This window comes from Ruegeria sp. AN6 (genome assembly GCF_056540425.1).
In genome coordinates this window covers 229164-252583 of record NZ_JBQFWR010000003.1, presented here as the reverse complement: position 1 = coordinate 252583, position 23420 = coordinate 229164, and the positions used below count along the sequence as shown (strand labels likewise).

General features: G+C 54.4%; 27 protein-coding genes. 4 read left to right on the top strand and 23 right to left on the bottom strand.

The window, feature by feature from the left end:
* Positions 1-942, top strand: coding sequence for an MBL fold metallo-hydrolase (locus ACR0MQ_RS07625; RefSeq protein ID WP_480607318.1), 942 nt, complete (start codon positions 1-3; stop codon positions 940-942).
* 1 nt (position 943) lies between these two features.
* Here ACR0MQ_RS07625 and ACR0MQ_RS07620 read toward each other — a convergent pair whose 3' ends face one another.
* The 14 genes from ACR0MQ_RS07620 to ACR0MQ_RS07555 form a co-directional block, all read right to left on the bottom strand.
* Complete coding sequence (locus ACR0MQ_RS07620) at positions 944-2002, bottom strand: YeeE/YedE family protein (protein ID WP_480607065.1); 1059 nt, start codon at positions 2000-2002, stop codon at positions 944-946.
* Positions 2003-2054: 52 nt separating this feature from the next.
* A complete protein-coding gene (gene hemA, locus ACR0MQ_RS07615; protein ID WP_480607063.1) occupies positions 2055-3278 on the bottom strand; it encodes a 5-aminolevulinate synthase in 1224 nt (407 codons plus the stop codon).
* A gap of 1 nt (position 3279) precedes the next feature.
* Positions 3280-3714, bottom strand: coding sequence for a DUF302 domain-containing protein (locus ACR0MQ_RS07610; RefSeq protein WP_170542854.1), 435 nt, complete (start codon positions 3712-3714; stop codon positions 3280-3282).
* Between the two features lie 80 nt (positions 3715-3794).
* On the bottom strand, positions 3795-5057 hold the full coding sequence (locus ACR0MQ_RS07605) for an FCSD flavin-binding domain-containing protein (RefSeq protein ID WP_480607060.1): 1263 nt from the start codon (positions 5055-5057) through the stop codon (positions 3795-3797).
* Positions 5058-5081: 24 nt separating this feature from the next.
* Positions 5082-5789, bottom strand: a complete 708-nt coding sequence (locus ACR0MQ_RS07600; RefSeq protein ID WP_170542850.1) for a c-type cytochrome — start codon at positions 5787-5789, stop codon at positions 5082-5084.
* 2 nt (positions 5790-5791) lie between these two features.
* Complete coding sequence (locus tag ACR0MQ_RS07595) at positions 5792-7117, bottom strand: c-type cytochrome (protein WP_480607057.1); 1326 nt, start codon at positions 7115-7117, stop codon at positions 5792-5794.
* On the bottom strand, positions 7101-8363 hold the full coding sequence (gene soxC, locus ACR0MQ_RS07590; RefSeq protein ID WP_480607054.1) for a sulfite dehydrogenase: 1263 nt from the start codon (positions 8361-8363) through the stop codon (positions 7101-7103). Before soxC ends, ACR0MQ_RS07595 begins: the two co-directional genes overlap by 17 nt.
* 24 nt (positions 8364-8387) lie before the next feature.
* A complete protein-coding gene (gene soxB, locus ACR0MQ_RS07585; protein WP_480607051.1) occupies positions 8388-10085 on the bottom strand; it encodes a thiosulfohydrolase SoxB in 1698 nt (565 codons plus the stop codon).
* An 87-nt stretch (positions 10086-10172) separates the two neighbouring features.
* Positions 10173-11018 carry a sulfur oxidation c-type cytochrome SoxA gene (gene soxA / locus ACR0MQ_RS07580; RefSeq protein ID WP_480607049.1) on the bottom strand — a complete coding sequence of 282 codons (846 nt, stop codon included), beginning with the start codon at positions 11016-11018 and terminating at the stop codon, positions 10173-10175.
* 70 nt (positions 11019-11088) lie between these two features.
* Positions 11089-11418, bottom strand: a complete 330-nt coding sequence (soxZ, locus tag ACR0MQ_RS07575) for a thiosulfate oxidation carrier complex protein SoxZ (RefSeq protein WP_170542839.1) — start codon at positions 11416-11418, stop codon at positions 11089-11091.
* 34 nt (positions 11419-11452) lie between these two features.
* Complete coding sequence (gene soxY, locus ACR0MQ_RS07570; RefSeq protein WP_058275041.1) at positions 11453-11869, bottom strand: thiosulfate oxidation carrier protein SoxY; 417 nt, start codon at positions 11867-11869, stop codon at positions 11453-11455.
* Between the two features lie 46 nt (positions 11870-11915).
* Entirely contained in the window at positions 11916-12392 is a 477-nt protein-coding gene (soxX, locus tag ACR0MQ_RS07565) for a sulfur oxidation c-type cytochrome SoxX (RefSeq protein ID WP_170353169.1), read from the bottom strand.
* A gap of 130 nt (positions 12393-12522) precedes the next feature.
* Complete coding sequence (locus ACR0MQ_RS07560; RefSeq protein ID WP_480607046.1) at positions 12523-13101, bottom strand: thioredoxin family protein; 579 nt, start codon at positions 13099-13101, stop codon at positions 12523-12525.
* A gap of 14 nt (positions 13102-13115) precedes the next feature.
* Entirely contained in the window at positions 13116-13856 is a 741-nt protein-coding gene (locus ACR0MQ_RS07555) for a cytochrome c biogenesis CcdA family protein (protein WP_480607044.1), read from the bottom strand.
* Between the two features lie 80 nt (positions 13857-13936).
* On the opposite strand from ACR0MQ_RS07555, the gene ACR0MQ_RS07550 reads away from it, so the two are divergent.
* The 3 genes from ACR0MQ_RS07550 to ACR0MQ_RS07540 all read left to right on the top strand — a co-directional run bounded on the left by ACR0MQ_RS07550 (position 13937) and on the right by ACR0MQ_RS07540 (position 15824).
* Positions 13937-14311, top strand: a complete 375-nt coding sequence (locus ACR0MQ_RS07550; protein WP_170542832.1) for a thioredoxin domain-containing protein — start codon at positions 13937-13939, stop codon at positions 14309-14311.
* Positions 14312-14411: 100 nt separating this feature from the next.
* Positions 14412-14720, top strand: a complete 309-nt coding sequence (locus tag ACR0MQ_RS07545) for an ArsR/SmtB family transcription factor (RefSeq protein WP_170543314.1) — start codon at positions 14412-14414, stop codon at positions 14718-14720.
* A 42-nt stretch (positions 14721-14762) separates the two neighbouring features.
* Positions 14763-15824 carry a YeeE/YedE family protein gene (locus tag ACR0MQ_RS07540; RefSeq protein WP_480607041.1) on the top strand — a complete coding sequence of 354 codons (1062 nt, stop codon included), beginning with the start codon at positions 14763-14765 and terminating at the stop codon, positions 15822-15824.
* Between the two features lie 184 nt (positions 15825-16008).
* On the opposite strand, the gene ACR0MQ_RS07535 is transcribed toward ACR0MQ_RS07540, so the two are convergent.
* From ACR0MQ_RS07535 to ACR0MQ_RS07495, 9 genes are all read right to left on the bottom strand, one after another.
* Entirely contained in the window at positions 16009-17727 is a 1719-nt protein-coding gene (locus tag ACR0MQ_RS07535) for a SulP family inorganic anion transporter (RefSeq protein WP_480607038.1), read from the bottom strand.
* A 12-nt stretch (positions 17728-17739) separates the two neighbouring features.
* Entirely contained in the window at positions 17740-18078 is a 339-nt protein-coding gene (locus tag ACR0MQ_RS07530; protein WP_480607035.1) for a protein tyrosine phosphatase family protein, read from the bottom strand.
* Between the two features lie 19 nt (positions 18079-18097).
* A complete protein-coding gene (locus ACR0MQ_RS07525) occupies positions 18098-18979 on the bottom strand; it encodes an MBL fold metallo-hydrolase (protein ID WP_480607032.1) in 882 nt (293 codons plus the stop codon).
* A 37-nt stretch (positions 18980-19016) separates the two neighbouring features.
* A complete protein-coding gene (locus tag ACR0MQ_RS07520) occupies positions 19017-19445 on the bottom strand; it encodes a DUF6691 family protein (protein WP_480607029.1) in 429 nt (142 codons plus the stop codon).
* A 4-nt stretch (positions 19446-19449) separates the two neighbouring features.
* Positions 19450-19881: a YeeE/YedE thiosulfate transporter family protein gene (locus ACR0MQ_RS07515; RefSeq protein ID WP_170542822.1), complete on the bottom strand. Its 432-nt coding sequence runs from the start codon at positions 19879-19881 to the stop codon at positions 19450-19452.
* A gap of 85 nt (positions 19882-19966) precedes the next feature.
* On the bottom strand, positions 19967-20629 hold the full coding sequence (locus ACR0MQ_RS07510; RefSeq protein WP_480607317.1) for a Crp/Fnr family transcriptional regulator: 663 nt from the start codon (positions 20627-20629) through the stop codon (positions 19967-19969).
* 348 nt (positions 20630-20977) lie between these two features.
* On the bottom strand, positions 20978-21127 hold the full coding sequence (locus ACR0MQ_RS07505) for a hypothetical protein (protein ID WP_480607026.1): 150 nt from the start codon (positions 21125-21127) through the stop codon (positions 20978-20980).
* A gap of 530 nt (positions 21128-21657) precedes the next feature.
* The gene (locus tag ACR0MQ_RS07500) at positions 21658-22575 is read right to left on the bottom strand and encodes a lysylphosphatidylglycerol synthase domain-containing protein (protein ID WP_170774522.1); all 918 of its coding nucleotides are present in this window, start codon (positions 22573-22575) and stop codon (positions 21658-21660) included.
* Positions 22576-22579: 4 nt separating this feature from the next.
* On the bottom strand, positions 22580-23413 hold the full coding sequence (locus ACR0MQ_RS07495; RefSeq protein ID WP_480607314.1) for a class I SAM-dependent methyltransferase: 834 nt from the start codon (positions 23411-23413) through the stop codon (positions 22580-22582).
* Positions 23414-23420 lie beyond the last annotated feature (7 nt).

The following is a 23420-nucleotide window of genomic DNA, read 5'->3' as shown; positions in this document are numbered from 1 at the left end:
ATGCGATCGCTGGCGATTTTCTTGGCCCTAGCCACACCAGCTTGGGCAAGCGAGGATATTGCAGACCAATACCCGCAAAGTGTGCTGTATTCCAAACCGGTCGAGTACATCCCCGGGGTCTATTCCGCCATTGGCGCAACCGCCCCGCCGACCTACGAGAACTCTGGTCACAACAACAACCTCAGCTTCATAGTTACCGGAGATGGCGTGATCGTCATAAACGGCGGCGCGGCTTATGTGCTTGCCGAAGCGCTTCACCAGGAAATTCAGGCAATCACGGATCAGCCGGTTAAGTTTGTCTTCAACGAGAATGGTCAGGGGCACGCGATGCTTGGCAACGCCTACTGGTCAGAGCTCGGTATTCCGATCATCGCCCATTCGGATGCTGCGGCTGAATTCGAGGAATACGGCCCACAGATCCTTGAAGGAATGCAGCGGTACAACCAGGACAAGGCGGAAAGAACCTTCCTGGCAGGCCCAACCGAGACATTCGAGGATGAATACGTGGTTGAAATGGGTGATTTCCGGATTGAGGCCAAATATCTCGGGCCGGCCCATAGTCCCGGCGATATCTCGATTTGGCTGCCGAACCAAAGCCTTGTTATCGCGGGTGATATGGCATTTCACGAGCGAATGCTGCCGATCTTTCAAGAGACCTATACAGCGGATTGGCTTGAAACATGGGACAACGAGTTCGAAGCTTTGGGAGCCAAATATGTCATCCCCGGACATGGTCATCCGACGAACATGGATCAGGTGCGCCGTTATACACGCGACTACCTGGTCTACCTGCGCGGCAAGATCCAAGAGCACATGGATGCCGGCGGCGATCTGGCAGAGGCTTACTATGTCGATCAGTCACCGTATGCGCATTTGGACACGTTTGAGGAACTGGCGACGAAAAATGCCGGGCGGGTATTTGAGCAAATGGAATTCGAATAACTCAGGACGTTTGAGGAACAGGAATTCGGCGCATTAACCTATGCGTGCTGATCGCTCCAACCCACATGAAGAAAACGGCAAGCCAAGCCGTCAATGACAGGGCGGACCCTCCTGAAAGCCCTGCACCCACGGCGCAACCTCCGGCCAGCATGGCTCCAAACCCCATGAGGACAGCTCCAACAAGGTAGCGCTCCATCAGAGCATCCGGACCAAAACGTTCGATCTTCCACTCCCCTGCAGTTAGGGCCGAGCCTGCGGCACCAATTGCCACGCCTGGAACAAGGCCGATACCGAAGGACAACACGACGTTTCGCTCGGCAACCAACGCCATCAGTGTATCCGTAGCCGGTCCGGTGAACGTGACTGACGAAACAGGCACGACTTCAAATGATGCTTGCGCGATGGCATATGTCATTAACCAGCCAAGCGCCACTGCCACGCCAACTCCTGCGGCTGTTACGATCCTGATTGGCGCGACTCTCCGGTGGAATGCGAATGCAATTGCCGACACCAATCCCAATACTGCAACGGCTGTATAAGCCACTGGCGAAAATCCAAGTATTTCTGAAAGATCTCTCGAGGCGCCCCCTGAGACAGTCCAGATCCCGGAAAGCAATTCGCGGGCGGGACTAAGAACGCCCGTGTAAGCAGCCTGAGCCACTAAGGTTAAAACCAATCCTGTAATCAGGGCGCGCAGATTTCCGCAGGAGGCCAATACCAACAGGCGAGATGCACACCCACGCGCCAGAACCATACCAACGCCGAACATCGCTCCGCCAATTATTGCGCCGCTGAGACTGCCCGTCGACGCAATCGCGCGTGTCTCGGAAAGGTCTAACCACTCAAACGCGACAAACGCCTGCACTAAGGTGAGCGTTGCGGTGAAGGCGATTAGCCAGACAGCCAGGCGAGGACCAAGCTCGCCTTTGGCGACTTCGATGGTCGACGCTCTCAAACAAAAGTGAGACTTCTGGGCCGTCACGCCGAACAAGATACCGACAAGCGCACCGGCAAATGCCAAAGCGCCAGGGTCTCCCAACAAATCGATGAGTCTTTCCATCAACAGAGACTCTCACTTGGTTGCTTGCGCGTCCTTTTCTTCGGTCAAGTTGTCATTGAGCGGCCGTTGGCCTGCGCGCCAATTGGCATTGTGTCCATAACTCACCCAAGGCAGACACCAGTCGATCCACGTCGTCGGTGGAATGCACTGGGGAAGGTGTAATCCGTAGACGTTCCGTTCCCTTGGGGACGGTTGGATAATTGATCGGCTGGATGTAAATTCCATAGTCACGCATCAGCACGTCAGAGATGAAGCGACACTTGACCGGATCGCCGACCATGACCGGAATTATGTGACTTGGGTTCGGTGTATGCGGAATGCCCAGATCGTCCAGCCTGTCTCGCACCTCGCGCACGCGCTGCTGGTGTAGATGTCGTTCCGAATGGCTTTGCTTCAGGTGCCGAACCGAAGCAGCAGCTCCTGCGGCCACGGCGGGAGGCAATGCAGTGGTAAAGATAAAACCACTGGCAAAGGATCGGACAAAATCCACCAGCTCTTTCGACGCCGCGATGTATCCACCAACTACGCCGAACGCCTTGCCCAATGTCCCCTCAATGACGGTTAGCCGATCCATCAGGCCTTCGCGCTCAGCTATGCCTCCGCCGCGCAGCCCATAAAGCCCAACCGCGTGAACCTCATCCAAATAGGTCATCGCGCCATAGCGATCCGCCAGATCACAGATCTCGGCAATTGGTGCAATGTCGCCATCCATGGAATAGACGCTCTCAAACGCAATGAGCTTCGGTGCATTGGCAGGCAATTCAGCAAGGTGCCTTTCAAGGTCCGCCACGTCGTTGTGTTTCCAGATACGCTTCTGGCACCGACTGTGGCGAATGCCCTCGATCATCGAGGCATGGTTCAACTCGTCAGAAAGGACTGTGATGCCAGGAATGCGAGACGCCAAAGTTCCCAAGGCAGCCCAGTTCGAGACGTACCCGGAGGTGAACAGCAAAGCAGCATCTTTTCGGTGCAAGTCAGCAAGTTCTCGTTCCAGCAAAACATGCTCGTGGGTCGTTCCAGAGATATTCCGCGTTCCGCCTGCCCCGGCACCACACTCATCGATCACCTTGTGCATTGCTGCAATAACACTGGGGTGCTGACCCATCCCCAGATAATCATTAGAGCACCATACAGTGACTTTCTCGGGACCATTTTCCGCGTAGCTACGCGCTGTCGGGAACGCGCCACACTGCCTTTCGAGATCCGCAAAGACCCGGTAGTTCCCTTCCTCTTGAAGCTGGTCGAGTTGATCACGAAAAAACCGCTGGTAGTTCATTTCAGTTCCCAACGGCTTCTTCTACGATCCCGGACAACAGGGTCTGAACCTTTTGCATTGGTCCATCAGGATAGCTTCGGTATCCAACCATCACACCATTGTCGTCTTCGGCTACAAAAATCCCATAGGGGCAGAAGCCAATATTCATTGGGTCGGCTTCCATGACCTCGCGCGAAATTTTTGCCGAGCAGAAAATGAAGATATCCGCGGCCGTAAATATTTGCTTGTCGCTGCCAACATCTGCGCCTGTTCGATTCAGCATTTCCCCAACATGGCTCACATAGTCGATGACCAGTCCCTGTCCCACAATCGCGGACTCGACTGCAAATGTCGCGTCATCAAAACTACCGTCGAAGGGGGTAGTGATGATCTCTTCTGCAAGCCCTTGGCTCGCCAGAACAGTGGAAAACGCGGCTGCGGCGATAAAGTGTTTCATGGTTTTGGTCCTCCTCCTGAACCGCATTTTCTCAGATTGATCAGAGGAGTCTTTGACACCGGTCAAAGCCCCCGATTGCCTCAACCAAACATGTCCGACGTGATACCGGCGTACCAACCCAGCGACTCTTCGTAAGTTGCTTTTCTCAAATCGGCATCTTCACCGGTTTGACTGATAAAGCCATCGACTTTCGCGATCTTTTCTGGCGTCGCCTCATAGGTTGCGCCAACCTTAACGCCATCATCGGTATCGATCAGCGACCAGCATGTGTTCGAGAACTTGGCCGGGAATACTTTGGATCCGGTCAACGCACCTCGTACCGTATTCGCACATACTTTTGCCTGACTGTTTGCCGAAAAACCGGATTTCGGCATGTCACCCTGCTGGCTGGCATCACCAAGAACGTAGATATCCGGATCGGCCTTGGAGGACATGTCCGCAGCGTTTACTGGTGCCCAGTTGCCGTCGATTACTCCCGCCATTTCCGCAATGCGACCTGCTTTCATCGCTGGGATCACATTGCAGACATCGACCTTTGTCTCTTCGCCGTCGATAGTCACCGTCATTGCATCCGGATTCACGGATACATTGCCACCGCCGAAATCTTCGCCGATCCAGTCGACCATTCCTTCGTAATTGTTTCCCCAGCCTTCTTGGAACAAAGCCATTTTTGAGAATTTCGGCTTCGGATCGGCGACAATGATCTTTGCTGTTGGGTTGTTTGCCTTCAGCACGTGCGCCACCATCGAAACCCGCTCATACGGCCCGGGCGGGCAACGGTACGGGTTAGGAGGAGCGACCATCGCGAAGGTACCGCCTTCGGGCATCGCCATGATCTGCGCTTTCAAAAGCTCTGTCTGAGAACCAGCTTTGTAAGCATGCGGCATCTTATTTTGGGCCGAGAGGTCCCAGCCCTCTACCGCACCATCAACAAAGTCGATACCCGGGCTAAGGATCAGCTTGTCATAAGGAACCGATCCGCCACCTGCCAAGGACACCGTCTTAGCGTCGCGGTCGACCCCAGTGGCCCAATCATGCACGACGTTGATACCGTAGTTCGCGGCAAGCGTGCCATAGCTGTGGGCGATGTCTGATAGCTCCTGAAAACCTCCTAAATAAAGGTTTGAGAAGAAACAGGTGTAGTAGGTCCGAGACGGCTCGATCAGCGTTACATCAATCTCACCTTTGCTGTCCTTCGCTATGTAACGCGCGGCAGTCGCACCGCCCGCACCTCCGCCGACAACCAATACGCGGGGCTTGCCTTGAGCCAGCACCATCGGAGCGGATAGACCCGCGGCCGCTACCCCGGCGGCTCCAAGAAATACTCGTCTATTGAGTGTCATCGCGTTTCCTCCCCTTAGACATGGTCACTCTGGATTATTGAAGTATGCTGCCAAAGCCGCGATTTCGTCATTGCTTAGCCGTCCGGCTATCATTTGCATGACCGGATGTGGCCGCTGTTTGTCTCTGTAAGCGTGCATGGCGACTACGAAGTCTTCGTTAGGCCAATACACAATCGAGGGAATGCCCTCATCGCCACCTTCGATCTGGTGACACGTTGTGCATTCGCTGCTGAGATATGCGCCGTACTCAGGATCTCCTTGAATCGCGAGAATCGCGGGATCGATAGAATGATCCGTGCCTTTCGCGGTTGGATCCGCTTCCGGGATATCTCGGGGATTGTCTGAAAACCCCCGCAAATACGCGATCACGTTGGCTCGGTCTTCCGGATCTTTCAAACCGCGAAAACTCATCCTCGTACCTGACGCAAATGAGCGTGGGTTTTCGATGTAGGCGGACAGAGTGTCAGCGTGCCATTCCAGACCCGAGTTGCCCGCGCGCTCAAGACTCTTGGAATAGTTAAATCCATCGAGACCTGCGGCCTTCCGCCCAAAGACACCATTCAGATGCGGACCAATTGTGTTTTCGGCTCGTTCTCCGACCTGATGACAGCCTATGCATTTGGCAAACACCACTTTCCCTGCGTCAGCATCACCAAGGTCTTCTGCTGCGTCGATCGATGAAGCAATTGCCCCAAAAAACGTGGCAAAGATCAATGCGTTCGGCCAACGCATCATCAACTTCCAAACGTCTTGAGATAGATGATCAAAGCTTGGATATCGTCCTGTTTCTTAAGGCCTGCAAAAGACATCCGTGTGCCTTTCATGTATTCCTTGGGCTTCGTCAGAAAAGCCGCCATTTCTTCTTCGGTCCAGACGAGACCAGCCTCGGCCGCGGCTTTCATGGCCTTGGAGTATTTGAACCCTTCAACCGACCCTGCGTTGGCCCCGATAACCCCGTTCAGCGCCGGACCCGTACTGTCCTTTGCACCGTCACCAACCTGATGGCAGGATTTACATTTCTTGAAGACCTTCTCACCGGCTGCGAACAGTTCCGTAGTCTGGTCAGCCTCGTCGATTTCTTGAACAGCCGGTGTTGCAGCGGCTTCTTCCTCTGGCTTTGGCGCTGCGGCCGGAATGAACGAAGGCCCTTCCGCCGTGAACGTCGGCAACTCGTCCGCGCTGGCTTCGTTCATGACCGAATTCGAACCGCCTTCTGGTGGCGTCTCAACCAGAAATACAGAGCGCATAGTAACCGCGGCCTCTGTTCTGCAGTTCTCCATGCAAGGCTCTTTTCGCCATTCTGCGTACTCAGTCTCAGGTCGCGTATCGACGACAAACCCATCCTTGTTGTACATCTCGAATTCAGCGAAGTTTTTATTGCTGAGAACGAAATCGTCATCCACCAGGTCATTGGAATAAAGGATATAGGCGACGATTGCGTAGGTCTCATCCGCCGTAAGTGTACCCGCTTCACCAAATGGCATTGAGCGGGAAATATAGTCCCAAGCGGTCGACAAATGCGGCCAATAAGACCCGACGGTTTTCACAGGATCTTCGTCGGCGAGCGTGTCGAAGCCGCCGGCCAGAACAGGCCAATTGTCGGCGCCTTCGGCAAACTCTCCGTGACAGGACGCACACCGGTCGACAAACACTTCTTCTCCGGTCCAGACATCGCCTGATCCAACCGGCAAGCCACGCCCGTCGGGCAAGATGTCGACGTCCCACGCCGCGATCTCTTCCTCCAATGCAGGACGTCCAAGCCCAAAAGTACCATCGCGACTCGGCGCCGGTGCAGTTAGGTTCGCACCATTCGCAACCCGTTCCGCAGCGGCCGATTGGATTTCCTCGACTTTGGTCTCAAGTTCAGCTGCTCGCCTGGCCTCCGCTTGCGCATTTTCCAGAGCTGATGCTGCATGCGCTTCAACCTGACCTATCCGGGTTTCCAAAGTGTCTATCTTCGACTGACCGTAGTTCCGATTGGCAAATACCAACGCTGCCGCAAGCACCAAGGCTATGCCACCAAATACGGGCAGGAAAACATGACTAAGAGGCTTCGACATTCTCTGCGATACCTTCTGCGCTCACGTACCAAGTCTGGATACAGTTGTTGTGGTAGACCGAGTTTTCTCCGCGTTTTTCGCGCAGTTGGTCTTTGGTCGGCTGCACATAGCCAGTCTCGTCTATCGCCCGGGCCTGTAACAACATTGGTGCTCCGTCCCAGTTCGTATCGAGATAGAAACGCGTCAAAGCCTTGCTGTCGCCCTGCTTGCCAAGGCGCGTAGTCTCCCAGGTGATTCCACCGTCCTTGGACACATCGACCCGCGTAATTTGTCCGTGGCCTGACCATGCAAGCCCGGAAATGACCAAGGGTCCCGGTCCGTGTTTGATCGGCATTTGCGGGCTGGGCGATGTAATGACGGATTTTGCATCCATCACCCAAGTCCATTTCTGGGCTGCGCCATCGGCGTAGACGTCGGTGTACTTTGATGTTTCTTCCCGGCTTTCGACCGCCATATCGACGACTTCGATGCGGCGCAGCCACTTGACCCACATGTTGCCTTCCCAGCCAGGAACAACCAGTCGCACGGGATATCCGTGCTCCATTCGCAGCGCTTCACCATTTGCCTTGAAAGCCACCAACACATCATCCAGTGCTTTTTCCATCGGGATAGAGCGGCCATTGGATGACGCGTCTGCGCCTTCAACATAGACCCATTTGTCTGGTGAGATATCAGCGCCTGCTTCCTGCAATAGCGACCGCAGCGGAACACCCGTGTATTCCATGTTGTGAATCATGCCGTGCGTAAATTGGACGCCATTGAGTTGAGAACCAGCCCACTCCATACCGGTGTTTGCCGCACATTCGCAGAAGTACACATGGATTTCGCGCGGGAAACGCTCAATGTCTTCATAAGTAAACACAAGCGGGCGATCTACCAGCCCGTTGATCATCAGGCGATAATCCTCTTTGCGCAGCTCAATCGCGCCCGAATGATGACGCTCAAAAGCGCATCCTTGCGGAGTGATCGTGCCATCAAGCGCGTGGATCGGCGTGAAGTTGATCGACGAAATCGGAGAAGCGGTCAGCCATTCCACGTTGCGCCGAACGACATGGGATTCAAAGCTGATCGGAATGCCATAAGGTGACTCATCTACACCGGCACCCGTGTAAGACGCCCAATCCTGAAGCTCTGTTATCAGTGGGTCGGGCGTGTCTGCCGCTGCCGCACCCGCAACTGACCCTGCGGCGACCGCAGCACTGCCTTTCAGGAAAGCCCGACGGGACGGTTTGAACGCGTCATCCATATCGCTTAGGTCTCCATTGGTTTCTTAAGCGCCGACAACATCGACACTGATGTTCTCTTGCACCGTTACGGTGCCAAGATTGCGAATGTGGCTTTCGACGACATCCCAGATCGGCGGGCCTTCAGTGCCTTCGTTGACACTGGCCCAACCAGCCACGACGTAGGTTTTCGATGGATCAATCGCTTCACTCGTTTTGAGCAGGGTCATTTCGCTGATCCGCTGCCCTTGTGGTTTGGTCACATCGATGCGGTAGCCAAGCCCACCGACGCGGACCATATCGCCGCCCTGCTGGTAGTAGGGGTCGGGATTGAACAGGTTGTCACCGACATCCTCGAGGATCACATGGATGAATTCGCCTGTCATTTCTGTGCGATAGGCATTGGGATACGACATCGATGTGACGTTCCAAATGTCCTCGCGCGTGATATCCTGCCCAGGCAGTATTGACGGCCCCCAACGGACGCCGGGCGACATCGCGATGTCTGCCTCACGCTCATTGATCAGAGCATCGCAAATCAGGTCATCCCAGGTGCCGTTAAAGTTGCCACGGCGGTAGAGCAACGAATCCGTTTTGCCAATCACCTCACTCAGCGCAGCCTCGTACGGCGCGCGCTGATCATTTATCAGAGCAGTGATCGCAGGATCAGGAGCGATGACGTCAGAGAAGATCGGGATCAGCTTGTGCTTCAGCCCCATCATCTGCCCGTCCCTCACGTCGAGATCGACGCGGCTAACGAATTTTCCGTTCGAGCCAGACGCAATGATATGCGTTTTACCGACCAGAACCGGCTCGGGTAGCGCGTCATGTGTGTGACCGCTTAGGATCACGTCGATCCCTTGCACCTGACCTGCCATCTTCTTATCCACGTCAAAGCCATTATGGCTGAGGACGACGACGACATCGGCACCGGCATCGCGAACCTCGTCCACCATTGCCTGCATGTTTTCATCCCGGATACCGAATGAATATTCTGGGAACATCCAGCCTGGGTTCGCGATGGGCATGTAAGGAAACGCTTGCCCGATAACAGCAACCTTTGCACCGCCCCGATCAAAAAACTTGTAGGGTTGGAACAATTCTGCAGGTTCGTCCCACTCGGCATCAAAGATGTTTTGACCCAAGGCCGCAAAAGGCAAACTTTCGACGATTTCGTTAACCCTGTCGCTGCCCAACGTGAACTCCCAATGGAAGGTCATAGCATCGGGTTTTAGCGCGTTCATGACATTGACCATGTCCTGACCGGCCGTCTGATAGCAGGTGTATGAACCGTGCCAGGTATCGCCCCCATCCAATAAAAGGGCATCAGGACGGTCAGCACGAATGGCGTTGATGACAGTTGAGACCCGGTCCAATCCACCAACCCGACCGTAGGTCTTGGCCAGCGCAGAGAAATCATTGTAGGTCAGCGCATAGGCCGACGGGCTTCCATCTTCGATCCCGTACACCTTGCGGAAAGCCGCCCCCGTGACATGCGGCATCTGCCCTCGCGCATCGCCAATACCAAGGTTTATCTCGGGTTCACGGAAATAGATCGGCTTGAGTTGCGCGTGGATGTCGGTGACATGGATTAGGCTGATATTGCCGAAGGTCTCGAACTCCAGCAATTGATCCTGCGTTAGGCTTTGCTGCGCGGCAAGCTTGGCCCATTTGCCAAACCCGGACGCCCCGTACAGAGCCGAAGCCGCCATTGAAACCTGCAAGAAGTCACGTCGAGAAATCATCTATCAGCTTTCCTATAACACATATAAATGTGTGAATGTTATATGCATGAAAAACCCGCGCAGGACAACGCTCGCGCGGCTCGTTCGTTATTGACGTACAGCAGGAGTTTCGACTGAAAGCCCGTTGCCACGCGAGGCCACATAGAGCTCAAGCGCGCGAAACTCGTCCGATCCTTCGGCAAAAGTTTCCGCCCGCGTATCGCGAATACAGCCGCGGAAACGATTGTGGCGCGAGATCAGCTTGGCCTGTTTCAGACGATACGTCGGGAACCCGTTGATCATACCTTGGCTCAGGTGGTCGGCGCGGATCATGTTGCCCCAGTTGTCTTCATGACAATTGGCACAGCTCAACTCCAGCTGACCATAGCGGGTATAATACATCTCCTTGCCCTGCTCCCAAAATGGGGCGGCATCGCCATCAATCGCTACGTTCATAGGCAACCCGCGTGATTGCAGACCGATCAAAGCGACCATGCCCTGCATGTCACCCCCGGACCATTTCCAGGCATCGGCTTCCATGCGGTCCGTGCGGCACTTGTTGATCAGATCTTCCATGACGACCAACTTACCAGTTTCGGCATCCACCTTCGGCATGGACGCCTGCAATCCCTTGAAGCTTTCCACCCCATCGTGGCAAGAGGCACAGCTCTCGCCAGCGGCACCATCAACGGTCCCGAAGAGATCGGCGGCCTGATCGACGAAGATCATTGCGGGGTTGTCGAAGTCATCAAGTTGAAGCGCTTGCGTTTCATCCGTGCGAAAATGCCATCCCGAGTAGATCGTGTCCAAATTTCCCAGATGTGCCGGAGCTTCAGTGACCGAGGTCATGTCCAACTCATCATTGATCACCAAATTGTCTTCGTCCGGTCCAGCCATCGCTGCAGCCGGGAAAACCAGAATTGCCGCGATCGCCGTAAGTGCCTTGGTATTCATTGCGTTCCTCCCTTGGTGGATCAGCGCCAACTCCTCCTACCAGCGCTGATCTGCCTTAGTGTTCGAGCCGTCAGGCGATCTCGATCGTTTTTTTCTCATCGTAAACAGAGCCGTCATCATCGTACCAAGTGAAGACAAACTCACCGGCGTCGGGCACAGTCGCTTCGAACTGGAAGTACGGGTTGGTCGAAATCGCCGGCTCCATCGTCACATCCACCACCATTTCTCCATTAAACTCGCAGGTGAAACGGTTGATGATCGAACGCGGGATGACGTTGCCTTCTTTGTCCTTACGCTGGCCGCTTTCCATCTTGTGGCTGATCAGTGTCTTGATCGTTATGGTTTCACCAGCAGCGGCTGTCTTTGGAACCTTGACGCGGGGTTTCACACCGGATGCCATTGGTTAATCTCCTGTTCTTCAGGGTGCGTGGCGATCAGCCGCCGCAGCCGCCGATTGTCACTTTTACGGTCGCGGACGCTTTGGCAAAGCTGCCATCTGCCATCTTCGCCACGGCAATGACGTCCTGCGTTCCGGCAAGACGGATGCGAGTTGATGCGGCTTGTTCAGCCGCCAATGGGCCGAAATTGAATGTCGCGACGCCCGGTTCGGGGTTGCCTGCAGCCACGATCAGAATTGCAGCGGCACCCGGGGCACTCACTTCGATAGGTACAGTATTTCCGTTTTCTGCGATTTCCGGTGCAGTCAACGTAACACCGCCATCAGCCACATCTGCCCCGCCTGTAAATGCCGCAATGGCATCTTCAGCAGCTGCATTTGCCCGAAGCGGCATAATTGTCAGGAACGCGGCGCCCAGCCCAAGGGCCAGTGTCTCGCGGCGAGAGAGTTCCATTTTCAATCTCCTTTGATTCTTCGAAAATCTGCGCCTGAAAGCGCAGCTATTCTTCCTTCAGAGTCGCAAGAAACGCGACCACGTCCTCAATTTCTTGTGCTGTCAGGATCGACGTCAAAGGCGCGGTTGGGGCTTTTCCGGTATAGGCGTCGCCCGGGCGGATATAACCGTCATCCTTGTAGAACGCAGGCATCACCGTGCCTTCGAACGTCATCTTGGCATTTGCGACCAATCCGCGAAGTTCTGCTTCGGTCCAACGATCACCGGCGCCATCCAGCATCGGACCAACTTCGCCATGGAACGGGATGTCAGCCAAAGCCGAAACCGCGTGGCACGCAACGCAGTTGCCTTTTGACTTGTCCCCAACGATAAGCGCGCCATTCGCCGCGTCGCCAGCAGCACCGGTCAACGAAGCCTCAATGGCACCATAGTCGTCATAGGTTACGTCTTGCGGGTCTGTTTCTGCCGCAATTGCGGCAACGCCTGTCATTGCGCAGACCAATGTTAAGAGTCTCAGCTTCATGATCCCTCCCATTTGCTAACGCGCCGACGGCGCCTTGCGACCCAAAGCCTTGTGTACCGTAGTCGACGAGTACCGCTTGTCGCAACATTAAATTCATAATAATGAATTTTTTTATTTATAATGGCAGCGCTCAATCCTGAGAAACATTGTTTCGCTCTTGAATGCGCCGCGCATGATAGCGTTGGAAATCTTCACCATTTTCAAGCTCATATCGTTTTTCCTCGACCCAGGTGAAAAGGTCTAAGGTTGTTCCTTTTGAGAACGCTCCGGGCATAACAGCGACCGCAGCATCGATGGCTGTAGCGTCCTCTGGCACCTCTTCCGGCAGGAATACGAGCGTCGGGGTGAACAGAATCCCCCATTTTCGCATCAGCGCTCTTTGCTCATTCTCTTCACCGTCAAAGTCGATGGCCGCGGTGCTGCCATGCAAATCCAGTTGGACGACAAAGAAATTCTCTTCGATGAACGCTGCGAGGTCAGGCTGGGGGAACACTTCTTCATGCATTTTCTTGCAATAGATGCAGCCTTGTTGCTCAATGAATAAAACCAACCGCTTGTCTTGGCTTGACGCCTCTTCAAGATCCTCACGAAGGTCTTTGAAGGTGTCGCGCATCCACGGCGTTTTATGCAAACCGTCGTCGCCCAGTTCAGCGGCGGAAACTGCCCCGCCGATCAGACAAGCGATCAATACTGACAAAACTCGATTCATGTCTTCCTCCCGAGTTATCCAATGGCTACAAGCCAAGGCATATGGTCGAGCATCCATTGTGCGATGTGATTGATGGAGTTGGTTGCAATGAGGATGCCGAAGAGCACCAGAAAGCCACCCATTGCCATTTCGATGAGGGGCAAGTGCTTTCTGAACCGTGCCATCCACTGCATGAAGGGGCGGACCAGGAAGGCCGCCAGAACAAACGGTGCGGTCATTCCAACACCGTAGACGAATAGAAGCACCGCTCCACGCCAGGCCGTTTCGGTTCCGGCCGCTGTGAACAGGATCGCAGCGAGCACCGGCCCAACACAGGGGGTCCAGCCAAAAGCAAACGCCAATCCAAGAACATATGCTCCAACAAGGCTCACATCTGATGTATCACCAACATCCGCACGAAATTGGCGATACAGGAACCCGATGCGGATAATCCCCAAGAAATGCATGCCCATCACAATGATGATGGCCGCAGCGATCCAACGCAGGATGTCGAAATACTCTCGTACCAGCTGCCCGAATATCGAAGCCGTCGCACCTAGCGCCATGAAGATCGTTATGATCCCGGCTGCAAATGCTATCGCAGAAAGCGTTGCCTTGCGACGAACGCCGCCGGGAATTGTAGAACCCGCCGATATTTGATCAATCCCGACGCCGGCCAGATAGCTAAGATAAAACGGCACGATAGGTAGGATGCAGGGCGACAGGAACGACAATAGCCCTGCGACTAAAGCACCCGCAAATGTAATGTCGAGCATGGTCAAACCCGTCCTGGCGCGCTATCATTCACACATTCAAAATAATAAAGATATATCGCTGCGGTCAATCGGAGCTTGAGATGCGCCACCTAATTCTACTCTTGAGTGCAATCACGTTGTTTGTTTCTCCCGTGGTCTCACGGGCAGAAATGACTCTTCTGATGGCCGAAGAAGATGGGTGTATATGGTGTGCACGTTGGGACACCGACATCTCGGAGATCTACCCCAAGACACCGGAAGGACATGCCGCTCCACTCCAACGCATCGATATCCACGCGGCTATGCCTGAAGGCATCGCATTGGAGCGGCCTCTCTACTACACGCCAACCTTTGTTCTGCTGGACGATGGCCAAGAGGTCGGCCGGATCGAAGGCTATCCCGGCGAAGATTTTTTCTGGGGGTTGCTGGGCGTTTTGCTACGTGACGCTGGGGTGTCGATTGAGACCTCTGGATAAACTGGGGCGCATTACATAAACTGTTATGAATGCGTGAAGCTATGAAAGCGAGGCGAACTTGTTGGACAAATCTTCGAAACTGCCTGTGTTCTCAAAAGACATGTGCGCCGAAGACATGGACAGAATGATGGAAAATGCTCAGACGGCGTCAAGTTTCCTCAAGGCAATCAGCCATGAAGGGCGCCTGATGATCCTGTGCTACCTGTCCTCGGGCGAAAAATCTGTCACGCAGATGGAAGAAATGCTCTCGGCACGTCAGGCTGCCGTGTCTCAGCAACTATCCCGCTTGCGCTTTGAGGGCTTGGTCAAAACGCGACGCGAGGGGAAAACGATCTACTACAGACTGGCGGATGATAGATCGACACAGATTCTGGAAGTCGTCTACGATCTATTCTGCAGGGAGAAGTAGAAGTCACCAAAAGTAGCCGCCAGCTTTGGGAGGAGACTGGCAATGTTCGAAGCATTGGGAGACGCCAACACCGTTGCCCTGATCGGTTTGATCGGTGGCATTGTTTTAGGCTTGGCCGCACGCATTGGTCGTTTCTGCACGTTGGGTGCAATCGAAGACTACCTTTACGCAGATGATGACCGGCGGCTGCGCATGTGGGCAATTGCGATCGGCGTAGCAATTGTAGGCAGCCACTCAGCTATGGCTTTAGCGTGGCTGGACCCTGTTGGAACAAGGTATCTTGCACAGACCTGGAACCCACTTGGATCGATCGTGGGTGGTCTCATGTTCGGTTACGGAATGGCCATCAGCGGAAACTGTGGCTATGGCGCGCTGGCAAGGCTTGGAGGCGGCGACCTTCGATCATTCGTCATCGTTTTGATTATGGGTCTGTCTGCTTACGTTGTCATGTCCGGGCCCCTTGCATATTTGCGCGTATGGGTCTTCCCCGAGGAAATGGATATTGAAGGCCCACAGAGCATTAGCTTCCTTGCCGAACAGCTGACCTCTATCCCAGCTTGGCTCATTGGCGCAGTCATCGGCATTGCGTTGGTGATTTTCGCCTTGGCAAACCGGCGCTTCCGCCGCGCTCCCGCACAGGTATTTTGGGGATCTGTAGTTGGGCTGGCGATCGTATCAGGGTGGCTCGGCACGAATTGGGTTGCGACGCACGGTTTCGATGGTGAACCGGTTCAAACCCATACCTTCGCCGCACCACTTGGCGACACGTTATTCTACCTCATGACAGCGTCCGGAAACACTTTGTCCTTTGCGGTCGGATCAGTCTCCGGCGTTCTCATTGGCGCATTTTTGGGGTCCTGGTCCAAAGGTCATTTCCGATGGGAAGCATGCGAAGATCCACGCGAACTCAAGCGTCAAATGCTCGGGGCGGCGATTATGGGGCCAGGTGCGATCATCGCGGTCGGTTGCAGCGTCGGACAAGGTATTTCTGCCTTCTCACTTTTGGCCTACAGCGCGCCTGTAACATTCGCTGCCATCTTCGCCGGTGCGGCGCTTGGCTTGAAACAACTCGTGTATGGGCTGTCCTTCATAACTGAGCGTTGAGGTCACGGTTCAAACAAGAATTCACGTGTGAAGGACGGTTTCGGCGGTTCCCTTTTTTTTAGAAAACGATTGCCTTTGATGGCACATATCGGCACGAGGTGTTCATTAATCAGATACGCTCATGCGTTCGCCATGCGAACCAAAGCGCTCATTCTGATCACGTTCACAACCAAGCTGATCTTAGTCACTCGCTCGCTTCTGCAATAATCGTTGTCCACGCATCGTGCTGGGACAAGAAAACCCTGCCGTTCAGACCGTCGACAATATGAGACCGTTTGAGTCTGTCCATAACAGGACCCTTGACTTCGGACAGATGTAGGCCGACGCCAAGCTCCCTAAGGCGGTGATTGATCGCCTCGAGAGTTTCCAGCGCTGAGTAGTCCACTTCGTTAACGGCGGAGAACATCAAAACAACATGTTTGACCTTCGTCCGATCGGCAAGGCGACTGAAGATCAGTTCTTCCAGAAAGCCGGCGTTTACAAAGTAAAGACTCTCGTCGATGCGCAGCGTTAGCACCGTAGGTGCGGTTTCGACATCGTGGCGCTGGACATTTCGAAAGTGCTCTGTCCCGGGCACGCGGCCCACTTCCGCAACATGCGGTCGAGACGTCTTGTACAAATGCAAAAGTATTGAAATCGCCACTCCAGACGCGACGCCGACTTCGACACCCAGACCGATCGTCAGCAAAACCGTTGCTGATACCGCGATGAAGTCGGCACGGGAATAGTCCCATGTTCTGCGAAATATTGAAAAATCCACGAGGCTCAGAACCGCCACAATGATTGTAGCGGCCAACGTGGCGTTTGGCAGGAAATACACCAATGGTGTCAACGCCAAGGCGGCGATTGCGAGGCCAAGCGCAGTATAGGCGCCAGCAGCTGGAGTTTCAGCGCCAGCATCGAAATTGACGACTGATCGCGCAAATCCCCCCGTGACCGGGTAGCCTCCGGTGAACGCTGCGCCTATGTTGGCTGCGCCCAGTCCAATGAGTTCCTGGTCCGGATCAATCCGTTGACGTTTCTTGGCTGCCAAAGTTTGCGCGACTGAGACGGATTCGACAAAGCCAATCACTGAAATCAGGACCGCCGGAACCAACAGCGCTGCAAGCAAGTCGGGCGCAAATACTGGCAATGTAAGCGGCGGCAGGCTTTGCGGGACTTCCCCAACGATTTTCACACCCATTTCGACAAGATCTAGTGCCCAAACAGTAACCGTAGTGGCAACTACGGCGGCAACAGGTCCCGCCTTCGTTAGAATATCGGCAAGCGCCGCCGGAGCACCCAACCTCAATAACCCGGGTTTTAACCATTGGCGGGCCCAAAAAAGGAAGGCTGTCGCACTGAGGCCGATAACGAGCGTAACCCAATTCACCTCGTGCAAGTGCGCTGCAATCGATGCGACAATCTCGAGCAATGTATGTCCGTGCGCATTCACACCCAAAATGTGCTTGAGTTGGCTGGCAGCGATCAAGATCCCAGATGCTGTGATAAACCCTGCAATTACCGGATGGCTCAAAAAATTAGCCAGGAAGCCTAGCCGCAAGAACCCCAAAAGCAACAGGAAACCGCCAGAAATAAATGCGAGGGTTAGTGCCGCAACCGCGTAACCTGCCGTGCCTTGTTCTGCAACCTGACCGACCGCCGACGCTGTTAATAGTGAGACAACGGCAACCGGGCCAACCGCTAAGGCGCGACTGGTTCCAAATATTGCGTAAAGAAGAATTGGCGCGATGGATGCATACAGCCCTGCTTCTGGAGGCAATCCAGCCAAGAGCGCGTAGGCCAAGGATTGGGGTATCAGCATGATGGTGACGATCACCGCCGCCATCAGATCGTTAGAAAGCTCTGCCCATCCATAGCCGCGAGCCCAACTCAGAACCGGCAGATATTGCGCCGTCCGCATCCTTACCTCCCGCTACGCCGCAGTGTCTCGTCGTGCGTGCCACAGCGTTGCAGCGCGCTGACCGCTTCGGCAGTAGCCAAGGACAGGCTCGGACAGCTCTGCCAACGCCTCAGAAAATGCAATGTGGTTCGCTTCTGTTGCGCCGGAGGGTTTAACCGGCACATAGCGAGCTTGCAGACCTTGCGCCTTGGCGCATTCTTGGATCTGGCTAAAAGTAGGCTGCTCCTTTTGTTCGCCGTCAGGACGCACACAGATTAGCGAGCGAAATCCAAGCGTTTTGACTTCCGCCAAGTCATCGGTCTCCAATTGACCGCAAGTACTGAAGTCGTAGGAAATTTGGGTGATTTCCATCGCTCTCATCCTTTCAAAATCAGAGTTTGTTGACCGGAACCTTGAGCATGGGGTTGCCGTCCACGTCCGTTGGCACTTCACCCGCGCGCATATTTACTTGAAGAGATGGGATGATCAGCTTCGGCATTGCCAGCAGAGCATCTCGTTCTACTCGGAACTTGACGAACTCTTCTTTTGATTTGCCACCACCAACGTGGATATTGTGGGCTTTCTCATTGCCGACAGTTGTTTCCCAGGCGATGTCGCGCCCGTTTGGTCCGTAGTCATGGCACATGAAAAGTCGTGTTTCGTCCGGCAAGCTCAGGACTCTTTGAATGCTATCGTAAAGCATTGCTGCATCGCCGCCGGGAAAATCTGCGCGCGCTGATCCCCCATCCGGCATGAACAAAGTATCGCCCACAAAAGCCGCATCTCCTGCGACATGTACCATGCAAGCCGGCGTATGGCCGGGGGTGTACATTGTGAACACCAGCATATTGCCAACCGTGTACGTATCGCCGTCTTCGAAAAGCTGATCGAACTGGCTGCCATCACGCTGGAACTCGGTACCTTCATTGAAGACCTTCCCAAACGTGTCCTGCACGATCATGATTTTTGAACCAATGCCGATTTTTCCCCCAAGCTTTTGTTGGATATACGGCGCTGCACTCAAATGATCGGCGTGAACATGGGTCTCAATGATCCATTCCAAATTCAGATCTTGGCTTACGATTTGGTGGACGAGCTCGTCTGCGTGATCGTGAGTGATGCACCCCGCCGCGTAGTCAATGTCCATTACGCTATCGACAATGGCACATGAGTTCGAGGTGGGATCCTTCACAATATAGCTGATGGTGTTCGTCGCCTCATCGAAGAAGGCCTGAACGTCCGGCTTGATGTTCATGTTCACGGGATACGTCATCTGATTGTACTCCAGAGAGGTTCAGGGAAATCGGTGACTACGCCGGCGACTTACCAGGACGCGCAAAAAGGAGCCTGCGCAGTACAAACCCGGCAAGAACGGCAACCAGAAAGAGAACAACTTCCCAACGCCCAGTACCAAGTGCCGGTATAGCAGCGCCGGGGCAGAAGCCTGCAATTCCCCAACCGACGCCGAAGAGAGCCGAACCACCAACCAATCGCTTGTCTACGGCCGTCGCGTTTGGGATCTGAAAACGCCCACCAAAGAGCGGCGTTTTTTGCCGCCAGGCAAGTCTGTAGCCGAAGAACGTGACTAGGAGCGCACCACCCATAACAAAGGCGAGGCTAGGATCCCACGTCCCGGCAATATCAAAGAAATTCAAAACTTTGGTCGGATCCATCATGCCCGAAACAGCGATACCAACGCCAAAGATCAGGCCAGTAAACAAAGCAAAAACAAGTTTCATTGCTTCATACTCCAAAGACATGACGGATCAGGAAGACTGTGATTGCAGCTGTGGCCATGAAGGTCGGCACTGCCACCAAAGAGCGAACAGACAGCCGAGATAGTCCGCAAACACCATGCCCTGACGTGCAGCCAGATCCGAGACTGGCGCCCAGACCGACGATCACACCGCCGATCACGATCATAATCGGGCTGACAGGTACCGTAAGTTCAGGCATTGCACCGGTCGCAGCATAGATCAGGCCCGGTGCGAGCATCATTCCCACAACCAAGGCTGTTCGCCAGGCGAATTCCTCGCGGTTTTCTGGGAATGTTAAGCCAGACAATATGCCCGTTGCACCCATGATACGTCCCAGTCCGAGCATCAAAAGCACGGATCCAAGTCCAATTGCGAGCCCGCCTCCAAATGAGGCGATCGGCGCAAACGCGGTTTCCATCAGGCGTCTCCGGTTGTTCATGTTGCAACCTGATTACCGGCCGGCACCTTACTCTTCAGTGACAATGTCACTTAACGCAAAGAATTCATGCGCTGTTCGCCAAACGCTCCAATTGAGGTTTGTTCTGGAGGGTGATCCGCCCCCTCGTCTGAAGGATAAGTCCTCGCTTTTGAAAATCATTCAGTATGCGTGAAACGACCTCACGCGCTGTCCCTAATTCGTTTGCCAAAGCCTGATGCGTCGCCTGGATTTCGGAATGGCCTTCTCCTAACGCCAATAGGCGCTCTGCCAGTCGAACGTCCATTCTACCAAAGGCGACATCGTCGACCACGCGCAGAAGATCAATCAACCGACGAGAATAAGCCGAGAAAACGAAACCGCGAAAACTGTCCTCTTCAGCAGCCAGCCTATCAAAAGAAGTTTTTGGTAATGTGATAGCCGTAACGTCGGTCTCGGCAATACCCTCAGCATTATAAGCTTCCTCGGACAGCATGCAGGCGGTGGTCAGCACGCAGCTCTCTCCAGCTTCAACGCGATACAGCACGATTTCTCGCCCGGCATCAGAACTTTGAGAAACGCGTATGCGGCCAGCATGCAAAAACATCAGACTGTCCGGGATGTTGTCGGGTCCAAAAACTTGCTGACCCTGCTTGTATGAAACCACGCGTGCTTCATGTAGAAGCTTATCCCTGACCCGCCGAGGTAGATTTCTCGTGCCAAGAAAGCTTTCGGTCCAATCTCCGACAATTGTCTTCAATTTATGTCCTATGCGCTTTGCGTTCGGTTCACTGGTTCCCCAAAAAGATGCGGTGGCACGCGATCTGGATCAATGGCTCTCTTCGTTTTTCTAACCAGCTAGATCCGAGCATCGCCCAACATTGGCCAGCCCGACTGGCTATTAACGCACGGCTCAGCGCTTTGGCCGCTTCGGGCTCTGAGCGGAAGATGAACCGGAGATTTCGAATGTCAGCTGTGTGGCCGATCAAAACTATTTAGTTAAGGCAAACATTAGCTTCCGACCGAAGTCGCAGGTAAGAAATGTTTGCCAAGCGCTGAGACTGGTCATCTCAATGTCTATTTTCAGTGAGCTTCATGCCTATGCTATAGACTCGCCGAAGACGTTGCCAATTGCATTGGCCGCAGCCAGTGCCGGATCGCTGTCAACATGCGCGTAACGTGCGGTTGTTTGAGTTTGTGTATGCCCTAGCAAGCGCCCAATAATAGGAAGGGCAACGCCTTGCCCCACAACGATGCTGGCGGCGGCGTGGCGAAGATCATGTATTCTGATGTCTTTCAGATCCGCGGCTTTTCAGATCATTTTCCAAGGCTTCGACAAGTTAACCAATGGCGAGTCCTGTTTTTGCCGGGGAACATGTGAGCCGAATCCGGAGCGCGCGTAGTTACTTTCTGTGAGTCTAGAATTTTAATAGCTCGGTCTCCCAAAAAAGTGGTTTCGCACCAGTTTTACTATCGGGCAGAAAGATGACCCGACGCCCCCAATCGATCCAATCCCATTCGCAGGTGGCGATTTCGTTCCTTCGCGTACCTGTCTGCAATAGGACCCTGATTAGGTTGGCTACATCCGGCCAAATTGTGCCGTCGTCTACCAGATCGCGCAGCGCCTTCCCGAGCCGTTCGAGTTCAGGACCGGACAAGTAACGTTCCCGTGACTGTTCTCCAAACTTCTTAACAAATCGGCACAGATTAGTTCCTTGCTCCCGCCATTCCCAAGGTTCGCACTTGTTCATCAACGACGACAATAAGGCCAGCATTCGATTATGCCCATTTTTGTTCACCATCGCTTCGGTTTCGGCGCAATGTTAGGCCAAGTCCAAACACGCTTACATCGCCCAGAACTGAGATTGCACGATGCGCGATTGCTGCACCCAGACCGGCTCCCTGGTCGATGAAGAGCCCAAGGCCGAGCGCGATGATCCCGTCCCGAATGCCGATGCCACCGGGTGCCCCTGGCATCAAAAACCCTGCAACCCAGGCGGTGGTAAAGATCGCCATGCATTGCCACATACTGGCACCGCCCTCGGGGTAGATCGCCAGCGCAACACACCAGAGTGATACGCCCAGCATCAAGAAGTTGAAGCTATGCAGCGACAGCACGATTATACATTTCAAAAAAGAGAGTTGTGGTTTCCCTGCCTTGTGCCAGGTCACGATCTGACCAATCGCGATACAGGCCAGAAACCCAAAGAAAATTACCACCATCTGTCCATCGAGCCAGGTTTCTGGAAGGTCTGCCGTTATCGCAGCGACCAACTCAGGCATGGTCAGCAGCAGAATCCCGACGATCATGACACCGCTGGTGAGCAGGAAACCAACCTCGAGCAGGAGCGAAGACGCTATAATAGCGGATGGCACCCCGTCGGCCCGCGCAAGCGCGAAGCGCCCCAGAAGATGGGCCACGTTTCCGGGGATGTATTTCCCGATCTGCGATACCAGAAGCTGGCTTTCGGCGCGGGCGCGCGGCAGGTACACATCATGAATGCTCAGCGTCACCCGCCAGGCCACCGCGCCGACGAACTGCGACAGAACGTAGAGGATGAACCCACCTGCATAAGCAAACCGGGCGCTACCCGATCCAAGGTCGAGCACCGTAATCTCCCCCGCATGGCGCACCAGAATAACTCCGATGAAAACCAGGGCGGCGACAGTTCCGATATAGCGCAGGACTGTGGCCATCTCTTTAGATCTTGCGCGCAACTACAAGAAATCCGTTTCCGAGTTCGGTTTTCACAAACGGACGCTGTAACTGGCAAAACACCCGCATTGCTGCCACCGCGGGTATCGAGGAAAACAAAGGCCAGAAGCGACTTTCAACAGAACGGTCGCTGCCGCTTTCGTCTGTAAGATCGTTCAGTGTTTTACCTATCTTAGCATTGGTTTTCAGCATCTTTCCATAGGCCCGAGCACGCCAGTGCTCCATGATATTGGCCAACGGAAAGCCGTAGCATTCGACGGTTTCGACGGTGTAGCCAGCGTCCTGAATTGAACGTATCAGAAGCTCTTTGGTGTAACGCCGAACATGACCGGCCCAAACATCCGCCGCGTTCCAGCGGGACGGGTGCGCAGGTGTAGACAAAATCAGTCGCCCACCTGGCTTCAGATAGGTTTGCCATTCTCTCATGGCCTCAATGTCTTGCTCAAGATGCTCAATCACTTCAAATGACATGATCAGATCGAACGAGCTTTTCCAATCCGGATCGAGCTCGGGCACGAGCGTCATCGGGCCGGCTGGAGTATTGAGCGCCCCTGCCAGTTTCAGGGCCTGCCGTGAACGATCCACGCCATAGGCTTCGAAACCCTGTGCCGCCAACTCGGACAGCAGCGCAGCCGGTCCACATCCGATGTCCAGAACCCTGCAAGGCGCCAGATTTCGGACGTGCCGCATAACCCGGTCGCGCCTCAACAGATAGCGCGGTGCGGGCACCCAGTTGGCATGCGGCAACGCCGGGCCGAAATGCTTGTGCCGGGTGGCAGAACCGCAATGCCCGGCAGGAGTAAGCGTCGTATCTGTCATATCGTTC